This window comes from Synechocystis salina LEGE 00031, from assembly GCF_015207985.1.
Lineage (GTDB): Bacteria > Cyanobacteriota > Cyanobacteriia > Cyanobacteriales > Microcystaceae > Synechocystis > Synechocystis salina.
The window spans coordinates 15,565-28,671 of record NZ_JADEVV010000016.1; the positions used below are offsets into that span (position 1 = coordinate 15,565).

Genomic DNA, 13,107 nt, shown 5'->3' on the forward strand with positions numbered 1-13,107 from the left:
ATCACCCATGGGTTGCAGGGGAAGTTTAGCAACAAATTGTGATGTTTGTTACAGAGAGGCCACCACCGGGGGATGGCCCTGGGATTTTTGGTTTTCCAGCGCTGCATAGAGACGGTTTAATGCCCCCAGATAGGCCCGGGCGGAGGCAACAATGATGTCAGTGTTGGCCGCATAGCCGGTGTAAATTACCCCTTGATGGCGTAGGCGCACACTAACTTTGCCCAACGCATCAATACCTTCCGTGACGGAGGTGACGGAATATTCCAGTAATTCATTGGGTAGTTGCACAATCTGGTTAATCGCTTTGTAAACTGCGTCCACGGGGCCTGTCCCGATCGCCACGGTGGTTTCTTCCCCACCGATGGGGGTACGGAGGGTCAGGGTAGCGGTGGGAACGGCAGGCTCGCCACAGGAAACCTGCACCCGTTCTAAGCGGAATAGTTCAGGGGGCTGACGAATTTCGTCGTTAACAATGGCCTCCAAATCCCAATCGGTGATTTCCTTGCGTTTATCCGCCACTTCCTTGAAACGAATAAAGGCATTATTTAATTCCGTTTCACTCAGGTCAAAACCCAATTCTTTGAGACGGGTGCCAAAGGCGTTCCGACCGGATAGCTTCCCTAAGACGATCTGATTATTGGTTAAACCGATGGATTCCGCATCCATGATTTCGTAGGTGAGCTTATTTTTCAGCACCCCATCCTGGTGAATGCCAGACTCATGGGCAAAGGCGTTGGCCCCGACAATGGCCTTGTTGGGTTGCACCATCATGCCGGTTAATTCCGACACCAAACGGGAAGTGGCGTAGATATGCTTGGTGTCAATGTTGGTGAGGGGCTCGGTGGAATCCGCTGGCCGCCCCAAAAAGGGATTGAAGTAACTGCGCCGCACGTGCAAAGCCATGACCAATTCTTCCAAGGCCGCATTGCCTGCTCGTTCACCGATGCCGTTGATGGTGCATTCCAGTTGGCGGGCTCCATTTTTCACCGCTTCCAGGAAGTTGGCCACCGCTAAGCCCAGGTCATTGTGGCCATGGACGGAAATAATTGCTTGGTCAATGTTGGGCACGTTATCGGCAATGCCTTTGATCAAAGCGCCATATTCGGCGGGGGTAGTGTAGCCCACCGTATCGGGGATGTTAATGGTGGTGGCCCCAGCGGCGATCGCCACTTCCAACACTTGGTATAAAAATTCTGGGTCACTGCGCCCGGCATCCTCGGGGGAAAATTCAATGTCATCCACCAAGGATTTGGCATAACTCACCATTTCCGGCACGATCGCCAACACTTCGGCCCTGGTTTTCTTTAACTTATGCTCCAGGTGAATGTCAGAAGTGGCCAAAAAAGTATGGATGCGATGCTTGGCCGCCGGTTTCAAGGCTTCCGCCGCCGCTTTAATATCTTTCTTTGTGGCCCGGGCTAAACCACAAATTACTGGGCCGTTTTCTGTGCCCACCGTTTGGGCGATTTTCTGCACCGCCTCAAAATCCCCCGGACTGGCAAAGGGAAAACCAGCTTCAATGATGTCCACTCCCAGACGGGATAGGGCCCTGGCGATCGATAGTTTTTCTTCCACGGTCAGGGTAGCTCCGGGGGACTGTTCCCCATCCCGAAGCGTGGTGTCGAAAATCAAAATACGATCAGCCGGACTACTCATAATAAACGCACCTTTTCAAGGGTGAAAAAGACACAGATAGATTCTGATTGTATCTTGTCTATCTAGACGTTGGCATGCTTTGAGGGGGTAAAATCGGTAGCGACCAGTTTCCCCGTAGTGCGTAAGGAGTAATTTGCTTTTTTGCCCCATGGCCAATTTTTTTGCCCAGCCGTTGCCTTCATCCCTGTTCCATGAGCCATAGCCGCTTTAAGTCCGCTAAGTCTGCCATGCGCAAGTTCAAGACCGAACAACGGAAGTTGGGCGATCGGGTTTCCCAGCGCACTCCCCCCCGGGTGAATCGTTGGTTCAAATGGATGGCTCCGGGGCTATTTGTCAAACGTTGGATGGTAATCAGTGCCGTGGGCCTGACGTTGATATTTTTGGGCTTAGCCATCTGGATCAAGTTAACGCCGATTTTTCGCATTACGGAATTTGTTTCCAGTACCCTCGGGTTTTTAACCAATCTTCTGCCCAACTACGTTTCCGGTCCCCTGATTTTGGCCCTGGGGCTTTTTTTTGTGTTTTGGGGCCAAAGTCGCACCGTTGGTTCCATTTCCGAGGTCTTACAACCGGACAATGACCAGGAATTGGTGGATGTACTCTTGGCCCACCGTCGTCTCAACAAAGGGGCCAAAATTGCGGTGGTGGGGGGCGGCACTGGTCTATCCACCCTTTTGCGGGGCCTGAAGCATTACAGCGCTAATATCACGGCAATTGTTACCGTGGCGGATGATGGCGGCTCGTCGGGGCGTTTACGGCGGGAAATGGGCATGTTACCCCCGGGGGATATCCGCAATTGTATTGGGGCCCTGGCGGACGAAGAAAAGTTATTAACGGAGTTGTTTCAATACCGTTTTAAAGCGGGGGATGGGCTCTCGGGGCACAGCTTTGGTAATTTGTTCCTCACTGCCATGGCGGAAATTACCGGGGATTTGGAAATGGCGGCGATCGCCTGTTCGAAGGTGTTAGCGGTGCGGGGGAAGGTGTTACCAGCCACCCTGGATGATGTCAGATTATGGGCGGAGATGGAGGACGGGCGCTATGTGGAAGGGGAATCAAATATTCCTGAAGCCCAGGGCAAAATTCGGCGTATTGGTTGTGTACCGGCATCCCCCAAGGCCCTACCGGCGGCCCTCAAGGCCATTAAAGCGGCCGACTACATCATCATTGGCCCAGGCAGTTTATACACCAGCATTTTGCCCAATTTACTCATTCCCGAAATTCAAACGGCGATCGCCAAAGCCCAGGTGCCCCGCATATACATTTGCAATGTGATGACCCAACCGGGGGAAACGGATAATTACACGGTCTCGGACCATTTAACGGCGATCGATCAGGTCTGTGCGGAAAGGCTCTACGATGCCGTGCTGGTGCAAAGAAATCCCCCTTCTGCTCCGGTGTTGGAAAAATACGCCGCCGAAAATTCCCACCCCGTTTACCTCGACCGGGAAGCGGTGATCCAAAAGGGTTGCCGCATTGTGCTGGCCAATGTAATGCAGGAAGACGAAACCAGCCATCAGGTGCGCCACGACCCCCAACGATTAGCCAGGGTGTTAATGCGCTGGTACGGGGGCCAGTAGTGGGTTTCAGTTTGAAAGATTGAGCCGGAATGTTAACTGATCTCGTCTCCGGTCTAGCTTTGGCGATAAACCCCTTGGATATCAGGGATGGTGAATAGGGCTTGGAAGCCTAGGCCCTGGCTTTGGTAAAATTCCCTTCCTCCCTGTTGGCGATCGACGAGGGCAATGACTGTGTCCACTTGGTAACCCGCATCCCGTAACTTTTCCACTGCCAACATGGCGGACTTGCCAGTGGTGACCACATCTTCCAGCACCACCACCTTAGTTCCCGGAGCTAACTCTGGCCCTTCAATGTAGGCTTTGGTGCCATGGCCCTTGGCTTCTTTGCGAATGATTAATGCCGCTACGGGTTTTTCTTCGTAGGCAGACACGGTACTAACAGCGCTGACAATGGGATCGGCCCCCAGGGTTAACCCCGCCACTGCTTCGATGCCCGCCGATAACTCTGCCAACAGTAATCGCCCGATCGCCAGGGCTCCTTCCGCCCGTAGGGTAACTAATTTACCGTTGATGTAATAGGTGCTGGGTTGACCGGAGGAGAGAATAAAATCTCCTTCCTTATAGGCATGGATGGCCAACAGACGAAGTAAATATTGACGTACTTGTTCCAGGGGAGCAGTCTTAAGGGCGGCCAGGGTCAGATCGGTCATGGAGTCGACTTTTTTAACTGATATAAATATCCGAGATCAGTTTTTCATTGTATGGCACCCAAGAGAAGCGCAATACCGATAAGCTGGAGATAACAGCACTGAGTAATAATCCCTAGGTGTAGGGGAAGGGGAGGATCATGGGCAGGGCACATTATCAAGCAGGTTTCTCCATTTCCCCCTTGGCGATCGCCGTCAATGTGAACCTAGTCCGCCAACGGGTAAACACCCCATCCCCCCAACCCTGGCAATGGATCTACACCTTCAGTGACGGGAGCCAACTGCAGGGCACATTCCAAGGCACAGTCAAACCAGGGCCTGAATTCGCCAATCCCATTCCTAGCTTTGATGTCCAAGGGGTTGGGGTAACGGAATATCTAACCGCCACCGATAAAACCCCTCTGTTAGCCTGGCAGCCAGGACAATTTAATTGTTTTGAAATGGGGGAAAGTCTATTGTTAATGGCTTCCAGCGATAACTATGTGGGCAACAGTCTCTGCTTGGTCAACTGTCCCCAGCGGCAATGGGCCCAAATTACCCATTGGGGCAGTCGGTTGGTGGCGGAACCCCTACTGTGGGAGCGGTTAGCTTTCCATTGTCTGGCTAGGGATATGCCCTCCACCGCTTGGTCAATGAATTGGCAATTCTCCCCCTTTTTACCGCCCTTTTTCCATTGGCGTTTTCAGGCTTGGCCCCCAACGGCGATCGCCAATCCCCTACCTTGCCCGCCAAGCAATTCATCCGTTCTTTTGTCCTGAAACCTGGCCCCTCTTTACAATCGTTTACAATGGAGGGGACGATCTGCAGGGAAAAAAATTGGTTATGGAACTCACCTGGTACGACAGCAACTCTTGGTTAATTGCAATGGGAGGGCAAAGGATTTTACTCGATCCTTGGTTGGTGGGGGACCTAACCTTTGGCAATACGCCCTGGTTGTTCCGGGGTTTTCGCCCCCAGCCCCTGGAAATTCCCACTGACATTGATCTGATTTTGCTTTCCCAGGGTTTGGAAGACCATGCCCATCCCCCGACATTGAAAGAATTAAATAAAAGCTGGCCTGTGCTGGGTTCCCCCAAGGCCGCCGAAGTCGCCACCGATTTGGGCTATGAACAGGTTCATCCTCTGCCCCATCAGCAAAAATTTGTCCTTAACGACCGGGTGGAAATTCTCGCCCTGCCCGGTTCTCCCATTGGCCCTACCTTGGTGGAAAATGCTTATGTGTTAACGGATTTACAAACCGGCACTAAGCTTTACTACGAACCCCACGGTTTCCACTCCTCCCAGTTGCAGGATCTTGGTCCCATTGATGTGGTTTTGACCCCCGTCATTGGCATTAATATTCTCGGTTTTATCCCCGTGCTCAACGGCCAAAAAACGACCCTAGAACTCTGTCGCACCGTTTATCCCCAGGCGATCGTGCCCACCTCCGGAGCTGCGGAATTGAGCTATAGCGGCCTGCTCACTAAGGTTTTACGGTTAGATGGTGATTTAGACCAGTTCCGCCAATCCCTAGGCAGCGAAGGCATCCAAGCTACCTTGTTGGAGCCCCAAGTGGGAGTGCCCCTGACCATTCCCCTGGATGTGCCCCAAGCTGCGGTTGGCTAAATTGGGATAAGCAAAGCATTTGCTGCCCCAGTGCTTTTAAATATGATTGCCCCAGGGAAAACTGCAAAAAAGTGTATAAAGTAGGTTTATTCCCGAATCAAAATTCTTTCTCCGCAGTCATAGCCAGGAGTAGGAGGATATATTCCCCTCGCTTGGGCTGGGCAAACCCATTGCAGTACCGCCAACGTTTAAAAATCACCATAGCCGAATGACCTACACCATCAACGCTGACCAAGTCCATCAGATTGTCCATAATCTTCACCACGATCCCTTTGAAGTGTTGGGCTGCCATCCCCTGGGGGACCATGGCAAGGTCAATCAATGGGTCATTCGTGCCTATTTACCCACTGCTGAAGCGGTGACAGTGTTGCTGCCCACCGATCGCCGGGAAGTGACCATGACCACGGCCCACCATCCCAACTTTTTTGAATGTGTGTTGGACTTAGAAGAACCGAAAAATTATCAGCTACGCATTACCGAGGATGGCCACGAAAGGGTAATTTACGACCCCTACGGTTTTAAAACTCCCAAACTAACGGATTTTGACCTGCACGTATTTGGGGAAGGCAATCACCACCGCATTTATGAAAAATTAGGCGCTCACCTGATGACGGTGGACGGTGTTAAAGGGGTTTATTTTGCCGTTTGGGCCCCCAACGCCCGTAATGTCTCCATTTTGGGGGACTTTAATAATTGGGACGGTAGACTGCACCAAATGCGGAAACGCAACAACATGGTGTGGGAATTATTTATCCCTGAGTTGGGGGTGGGCACCTCCTATAAATATGAAATTAAAAACTGGGAAGGGCATATCTACGAAAAAACCGACCCCTATGGCTTTTACCAGGAAGTACGCCCAAAAACCGCTTCCATTGTGGCTGACCTGGACCGTTACCAATGGCATGACGAAGATTGGCTAGAAGCTAGACGCACCAGTGATCCCCTCAATAAACCAGTTTCTGTTTACGAACTCCATTTGGGCTCCTGGCTCCACACGGCCTACGACGAGCCGGTAAAAACTTTGCATGGGGAAGGGGTGCCCGTGGAAGTGTCGGAATGGAATACCGGGGCCAGGTTTTTGACCTATTACGAACTGGTGGATAAGTTAATTCCCTATGTAAAGGAATTGGGCTATACCCACATTGAACTATTGCCGATCGCCGAACATCCCTTTGACGGCTCCTGGGGTTATCAGGTAACGGGCTATTACGCCCCCACCTCCCGCTTTGGCAGTCCCGAAGATTTCATGTATTTTGTCGATCAATGTCACCTCAACGGCATTGGCGTCATTATTGACTGGGTACCTGGGCATTTCCCCAAAGATGGCCATGGCTTAGCCTTTTTCGACGGCACCCATTTGTACGAACATGGCGATCCCCGTAAAGGGGAACATAAGGAGTGGGGCACCCTAATTTTCAACTATGGCCGGAACGAAGTACGGAACTTCCTGGTGGCCAATGCCCTTTTCTGGTTTGATAAGTACCACATTGATGGCATGCGGGTGGATGCGGTGGCTTCCATGCTTTATCTGGATTATTGCCGGGAAGAAGGGGAATGGGTAGCCAATGAGTATGGCGGCCGGGAAAACTTGGAAGCGGCGGACTTTCTGCGCCAGGTGAACAGCGTGGTTTACAGCTACTTCCCCGGTATTTTATCCATTGCCGAGGAATCCACGTCCTGGCCCATGGTGTCTTGGCCCACCTACGTTGGCGGTTTAGGTTTTAACCTGAAATGGAATATGGGCTGGATGCACGATATGCTCGACTACTTCAGCATGGACCCCTGGTTCCGCCAGTTCCACCAAAACAGTATTACTTTTAGTATGTGGTACAACCACAGCGAGAATTATATGCTGGCCCTCTCCCACGATGAGGTGGTGCACGGTAAGAGCAATATGTTGGGCAAAATGCCTGGGGATGAATGGCAAAAGTATGCCAACGTGAGGGCTCTATTCACCTATATGTTTACCCATCCCGGCAAGAAAACCATGTTTATGAGCATGGAATTTGGCCAGTGGAGTGAGTGGAATGTGTGGGGCGATTTGGAATGGCATCTGCTCAATTATCCGCCCCATCAACAACTCAAACAATTCTTCACTGAGTTGAACCATTTGTATAAAAATGAGCCAGCTTTATACAGTAATGATTTTGAAGAAGCGGGTTTCCAATGGATTGATTGCAGTGATAATCGCCACAGTGTAGTTTCCTTCATCCGTCGGGCAAAGGATAGCGCTGAATTTGTGGTGACTATTTGTAATTTCACTCCCCAACCCCATAGCCATTATCGAGTGGGAGTGCCTGAAGCTGGTTTTTACACGGAGTTGTTTAACAGTGATGCCCGGCAGTATGGCGGCAGTAACATGGGCAATTTAGGCGGAAAATGGACGGAGGAATGGTCTTTCCATGAACAACCCTACTCCCTTGATCTATGCTTGCCGCCCCTCTCGGTGTTGGTGCTGAAATTAGACCGTAAGGCTGAAGGCAATGCCATCCCGACCCAGGAGGGCTCTGAGATAGCCTAGTTAGCTGAGTTGGCTATAATTTCCTCACCAAATTTTCCCTATGTCCCCAACTCGACCCTATCAGCCCCTACTGTTGCGGCTCCTCCATGGGGCCATGGCCCTATTGACCCTTTTGGCGATCGCCAGTGGCTTTTGGGTCTACAACACCTATGACGGTCGTTGGGGATCTTTGCCGTTGCCGAAACCTTACTATACCCAGGATCTCCATGGCACTGGGGCTTTGGCACTATTTCTGTTCATGTTTCCCTTTGCCATTTACTGCTTTCACCTTGGCGATCGCCGTTTGTGGTCTGACCAAAGTTGGGAGCAGTTACGGAAACCCGGCACTCCGGGCTTTTGGCTCGCATTGCAGAGATTGGCCAATACCCTCATGCTGGTGGCCTTGACCATGGCGGTGGTGACTGGTCGGATGATGCAGGAAAGTTGGCTACCCCAAAAACAACTCAACCATTTGCCCTACCTGTTCCATCTCCTGGCCTGGCTGGTGGTGGTTCTTTGTTTAGGATTCCACTTACTATTCAGTGCCAAGGTGGGAGGCATTCCCCTCTGGAGATCAATGGTGAGTTGGGGGCGCAGAGCCAAGGATAATCCCCAACAATGGCTCAGGGATTTTCGCTGGCAGTTATCTGCCAAAAGTTTGCAGTGGCTCCAATGGTTAGTGCTAGCGGGATTGCTGTTTGCCTTGACAGTTCCCCTTTTTGCCTAGCTTCCTTGGCCAAACTATGGGCATTCAAGAATCTGGTAAAATAGGTTGCCCAATGAAATTTGTACGATGAGCAAAGTTTTTTTTGATATCACCATCGGTAACGATGCCGCAGGTCGCATTGTGATGGAATTGTTTGACGAAGTTACCCCCAAGACCGCTGAAAATTTCCGGGCCCTCTGCACTGGGGAAAAAGGTGTGGGTAAAGCTGGTAAACCCCTACATTTTAAAGGTTCCCACTTCCATCGGGTAATCACCGATTTCATGGCCCAGGGGGGAGATTTTACCCGGGGTAATGGCACCGGCGGGGAATCTATTTACGGCGAAAAGTTCGCCGATGAAAATTTCCAGTTAAAGCATGACCGCCCTGGTCTACTGTCCATGGCCAATGCGGGGCCCAACACCAATGGCTCGCAGTTCTTTCTAACTTTTGTACCCTGCCCTTGGCTCGATGGAAAACACGTCGTGTTTGGGGAGGTAGTGGAAGGTTTAGAAATTCTCGAGCAACTAGAAGCCAATGGTTCCCAAAGTGGTCAAACTAAACAGGCGATCGCCATCAGCGATTGTGGCGAGATCAAATAAGTCGGATTCCCACTAGTCTGTATAGACTTTGCTGAAAACCTTGTTGGAAAAATAAAGTAACATCCCCCCCTTGATTAGTTTTAAATTGATAATCGAGGGGGTTTTTATTGATCAAATTCGGCCAAAATTAATCAGCAAAGCTATTGGCCTTGGTGGCAAATTTCACATCCAATTCCGTAATGCCCCCGGCATCATGGGTCGTTAAGTCGATGGTGACTCGATTGTAAACATTAGACCATTCTGGATGATGGTTTAGGGTTTCTGCCACCAATGCCAGTCGGGTCATAAAACCAAAGGCTTGATTAAAATTGCCAAACTTAAATTGACGATGGAGTTTATTGCCCTGCAAGCTCCAACCGCTGAGTTCCCCCAGGGCAGTTTGGATTTCTGGGTCAGTTAAACGTTGGGGTGTAGCCATGGTGCAATTTATCTAAATTTTCAACTATTGATTAGGGATTGCCCTTACCGTCCGTTATATCATCTCGAAGAAAAAGACTGAAGGACACCTGGGTTGGTTCGCCCACGTTGGTGGTTTCCTGTACCCGGCTATCGGCAATTTGCCAGTTATCACTCAGATAGGTTCTGATTTGTTCGGTTTGGGAAAAAAGACTGGCTGGATTACTGTCCGGGGGGCGCTGGATGGTGAGGCGCAAATGCAGAACTGGGTAGGCCTGGAGAATTTGCCCCACAGTGTTAAGGGTTGCTTGAGCTTGGCTAGAAAGGTTAAGGGGAGCGCTGTCGATCGCCACGGTTTCGTCAACAATGGTGAGGGGGATAACGCCTTGATCTGTGGCCAGGCGTTGGTACTCCACAACGGCATCATTAACCTGTAAAGAACGCCGAATTTGGCCAGAGAGGATAGCTTGGGCATCTTCCTGTAAATCCCGATCGCCAAGATAGACCACCACCAACTTAAGGGGGGAACTATCACTGCGTAGTACCACTTGGTAATCCACCAACTGCAGCGTGTCGGGTAGGGTGACTAGGGCCAGGGAACGGCCTATTTCCGCCATTAATTCCCCCTGTAAATCCGGTAGATAACTTAACTCTGAAACCACCGCAATGGGTTCCGTATTGACCGCTTGGCTAGTGGGAATTTGCACAAAGCGCAAACTGATATTGCTGGGACTACGGTCGAGGGCGGTGGCCAACTGATCAATAAAACGTTTTTCATCGTCTTGGCTGTAAAGCTTATCGGTCACCACTTGGAGTTGCACAGTGATTTGCTTATCGTCTTGCTTCGCTTTGACCTGGTCAATGTAGGAATGAAACTCCCCTTCATTGCCAGTGTCGCCGAAGTTATCCTGCCACACCTGTTTGATGGTGGAGTTTAGCTGGTTTTCTTCCCGTTGCTGGGTCACTTGACGACGCACCTGCTCCAGGGATTTAGTCAGGGGAAAGGAAATCATGCCCAGGGTGACCAGGATAAGTAAAAAGCGACTGGGTAATCCTCCGACCCGCTGGAAGGTAGTGTAGGCAGGGAATTTTCTCAACCAGGAACTAACCACTTGGCTCTCGGGATTTTCCTGTTTCCACTCCCCAATGGCTTCCCGCACTGCCCGCACATCAAAGTGGACGAAAAAGAAGACAATCATGGCCGTGAAAACAATGGCTACGAGGTTGGTGATGAACAGCAGTCCTCCGCCCTTGGCCACCGTTAATCCCTGGGAGGAATTAAGACTGAAATAGATGCCAATGCCGTAACCCACTACGCACAATGGCGGCATCAAGGCCACGGCGATCGCCACCCCAGGCAAGGAGGCTGCTACCCCTTTAGCTTGTTTGCAGGTGGCCACCGATCCCACGGCGCCGGAAAACAGAGCCACAATTAAATCCAACAAGGTGGGATTAGTTCTAGCCAAAATTTCAGGGGTAATTTCCTTAAAAGGAACAATTACTACTAAAATAGCCGCAAAAATAATGGCCAAGCTACAGCTCAGCAGTAAGTTAAAAGCTGCCCGCAACCAGAGCACCACATCCCCCGCCGCCAAACCCATACCATTGGCCAAAATTGGCCCCATCAGGGGGGAAATTAACATCGCCCCAATGATTACCGCTGGACTGTTGAGCACCAAAGCCAGGGTGGCAATGCCCGCTGCAAACAAAACCTCAATCCAGTAGCTGATGTCCCTAAGGCTGACGGATTCAGAAAGCTGGGTGTAGATTTGCACCTTATGTTCATCGGTCAAGTCCAGGTTAGCTGTAAAGCCACGGCGTAACCGCAGTAACATCAACAAAGAAAAACGGTGCCCGGAGGACTTCGACTTGGACATAGGCTGGGATGAAATGAATAGTCTCCATTGTGCTTTGACCAATACTATACTCTGGGGAGAGTTGGTCGGATTATCCTGCCCTGCCTTTTTGCGTCCAGGCTCTCCCAAGTCATCTTGCCTTAAATCATTCCCATATCATCTATTACTTTCCATCGAGCGAGTTGTTTATGTTTGGCGTTCTGCTGTTCCTCGTTTTTTTCTCCGTTGTCAGTCTAGCTTTTTTTGCCAACCGTAAATGGTGGATTCGTGTTTCCACCCAGTCCCCCCGCTGTATTTATTATTTTGGACCTTTTGCTTCCCAGGAAGAGGCGATCGCCCATCACCAAGGTTATCTCCAGGATTTGGAGATGGAGGGAGCCCAGGGCATCGAATATAAGATAGAACGCTCCTATAAGCCGAGAAAATTAACCATCGAAGGCTGAGAACTCCCCACCAGGGGCTAAGTTTTGACTATTAATCAAGCTCCCCATGGCCAGGGATTCAAGCCTCCATTTCATTCCATTTTCCCGATCCCCCAGAAAAAAATCCCCTAGTTTAATGCAACTGGGGGATTAGCTTTATTTTGGGTTTTTTAGACTGATGTTTTAGTCAGCATCAACGATAGCAATCAGGCGATCGCCCGATCTAAACTAGTCTCGACCGTTGAGGGCAATCAGTAGGCGCAGAATGAAGATAAAAAGGTTGATATAGGTCAAATACATGGACAGGGATGCGGCCAGATATTGATCATCCCGGTAGGTGCGGGGTAGCACGAAAAAGTCCACCACCGATACTCCAGCAAACAGCAAGACACCGAAGGCGGAAATCGCTACTTCCAGAAATGTGGGGGTAATTATGCCGAAAAACCCAAGCACCACTTGGAGGAGCATCACCACCACCAGGCCAATCAAGGCCAGACTTACGGTTTTGCTCAGGGCAATGCCATCTTCTTCCGATAAATTAGAGCCAACACTACGGGCCACCACAAAGGTTACTCCACAGCCCAAGGCAGCAATACCAATGCCTTGTATACCTACTCCACTAGTCTGGAGCGCCAGGTAAATAATGCCGCTCAGGGTATAGCCCGAAAGCAAACTGTACAAAGTTAACAGGGGCAGGGCGGTGGCGTTGTTACCACTTTGGGCCACCCGCATGGCCACAAAAAAGAGAATGAAGTTACCGATTAAAGCAGCCCAAAAGGTGGTCATAAATAGACCAGGGTTACCCTGCATGACGCTGAGACCGCCAAAGGTTCCCGCCGCTGTCAGTACCAAGCCTCCGCCAAGATAGGGGAGGGCATTTTTGATCACGTTTGGCCCGATCAGACTTTGGCCTTTTGCCTCCGCCATGATCTGACGAAAATTGCTGGTATTACTCATAAAAAGTGGATTTTTGACTAGGATAATCACAGGGGAGAAAAATTTTTTCCCTTCCCTTTAATATACTATCGACAACCATGGCCTTGCTTTAAGTGCTGGTAAGTCCCTCTAAGCGTTTATTTACGGGCTATTTACGCCCCTTGATCCCGCCGGCTGAGCTAAGCATGAACTGTGTATTGTTC

Annotated in this window: 12 protein-coding genes; 7 read left to right on the forward strand and 5 right to left on the reverse strand. The window is 50.5% G+C overall.

From position 1 onward, the window contains the following. Window positions 1–48: 48 nt before the first annotated feature. Window positions 49–1,656, reverse strand: a complete 1,608-nt coding sequence (locus IQ217_RS07290; protein WP_194019437.1) for a 2-isopropylmalate synthase — start codon at window positions 1,654–1,656, stop codon at window positions 49–51. 191 nt (window positions 1,657–1,847) lie between these two features. Here IQ217_RS07290 and IQ217_RS07295 point away from each other — a divergent pair, with 191 nt between their 5' ends. Then, on the forward strand, window positions 1,848–3,236 hold the full coding sequence (locus tag IQ217_RS07295; protein WP_194019438.1) for a gluconeogenesis factor YvcK family protein: 1,389 nt from the start codon (window positions 1,848–1,850) through the stop codon (window positions 3,234–3,236). 53 nt (window positions 3,237–3,289) lie between these two features. Here the strand turns inward: IQ217_RS07295 and pyrE are convergent, their stop codons facing one another. Next, window positions 3,290–3,886 (reverse strand): orotate phosphoribosyltransferase, encoded by a 597-nt coding sequence (pyrE, locus tag IQ217_RS07300; protein ID WP_194019439.1) that lies wholly within the window; start codon window positions 3,884–3,886, stop codon window positions 3,290–3,292. A 137-nt stretch (window positions 3,887–4,023) separates the two neighbouring features. Between pyrE and IQ217_RS07305 the strand changes: the two genes are divergently transcribed. The 5 genes from IQ217_RS07305 to IQ217_RS07325 all read left to right on the forward strand — a co-directional run bounded on the left by IQ217_RS07305 (window position 4,024) and on the right by IQ217_RS07325 (window position 9,294). Then, window positions 4,024–4,641: a hypothetical protein gene (locus tag IQ217_RS07305; protein ID WP_194019440.1), complete on the forward strand. Its 618-nt coding sequence runs from the start codon at window positions 4,024–4,026 to the stop codon at window positions 4,639–4,641. Between the two features lie 64 nt (window positions 4,642–4,705). Then, window positions 4,706–5,488, forward strand: a complete 783-nt coding sequence (locus tag IQ217_RS07310; RefSeq protein WP_194019441.1) for an MBL fold metallo-hydrolase — start codon at window positions 4,706–4,708, stop codon at window positions 5,486–5,488. Between the two features lie 208 nt (window positions 5,489–5,696). Continuing rightward, window positions 5,697–8,009 carry a 1,4-alpha-glucan branching enzyme gene (gene glgB, locus IQ217_RS07315; RefSeq protein ID WP_194019442.1) on the forward strand — a complete coding sequence of 771 codons (2,313 nt, stop codon included), beginning with the start codon at window positions 5,697–5,699 and terminating at the stop codon, window positions 8,007–8,009. 40 nt (window positions 8,010–8,049) lie between these two features. Continuing rightward, on the forward strand, window positions 8,050–8,715 hold the full coding sequence (locus IQ217_RS07320; protein ID WP_228023944.1) for a cytochrome b/b6 domain-containing protein: 666 nt from the start codon (window positions 8,050–8,052) through the stop codon (window positions 8,713–8,715). Between the two features lie 66 nt (window positions 8,716–8,781). Next, window positions 8,782–9,294 (forward strand): peptidylprolyl isomerase, encoded by a 513-nt coding sequence (locus IQ217_RS07325; RefSeq protein WP_190599038.1) that lies wholly within the window; start codon window positions 8,782–8,784, stop codon window positions 9,292–9,294. A gap of 127 nt (window positions 9,295–9,421) precedes the next feature. Here IQ217_RS07325 and IQ217_RS07330 read toward each other — a convergent pair whose 3' ends face one another. After that, a complete protein-coding gene (locus tag IQ217_RS07330; protein ID WP_190599037.1) occupies window positions 9,422–9,712 on the reverse strand; it encodes a 4a-hydroxytetrahydrobiopterin dehydratase in 291 nt (96 codons plus the stop codon). Between the two features lie 31 nt (window positions 9,713–9,743). Next, complete coding sequence (locus tag IQ217_RS07335) at window positions 9,744–11,567, reverse strand: DUF389 domain-containing protein (protein WP_194019443.1); 1,824 nt, start codon at window positions 11,565–11,567, stop codon at window positions 9,744–9,746. Window positions 11,568–11,734: 167 nt separating this feature from the next. On the opposite strand from IQ217_RS07335, the gene IQ217_RS07340 reads away from it, so the two are divergent. Further along, window positions 11,735–11,989: a DUF1816 domain-containing protein gene (locus IQ217_RS07340; protein ID WP_190599035.1), complete on the forward strand. Its 255-nt coding sequence runs from the start codon at window positions 11,735–11,737 to the stop codon at window positions 11,987–11,989. A gap of 207 nt (window positions 11,990–12,196) precedes the next feature. Here the strand turns inward: IQ217_RS07340 and IQ217_RS07345 are convergent, their stop codons facing one another. Then, window positions 12,197–12,925 carry a Bax inhibitor-1/YccA family protein gene (locus IQ217_RS07345; RefSeq protein WP_190599034.1) on the reverse strand — a complete coding sequence of 243 codons (729 nt, stop codon included), beginning with the start codon at window positions 12,923–12,925 and terminating at the stop codon, window positions 12,197–12,199. Window positions 12,926–13,107 lie beyond the last annotated feature (182 nt).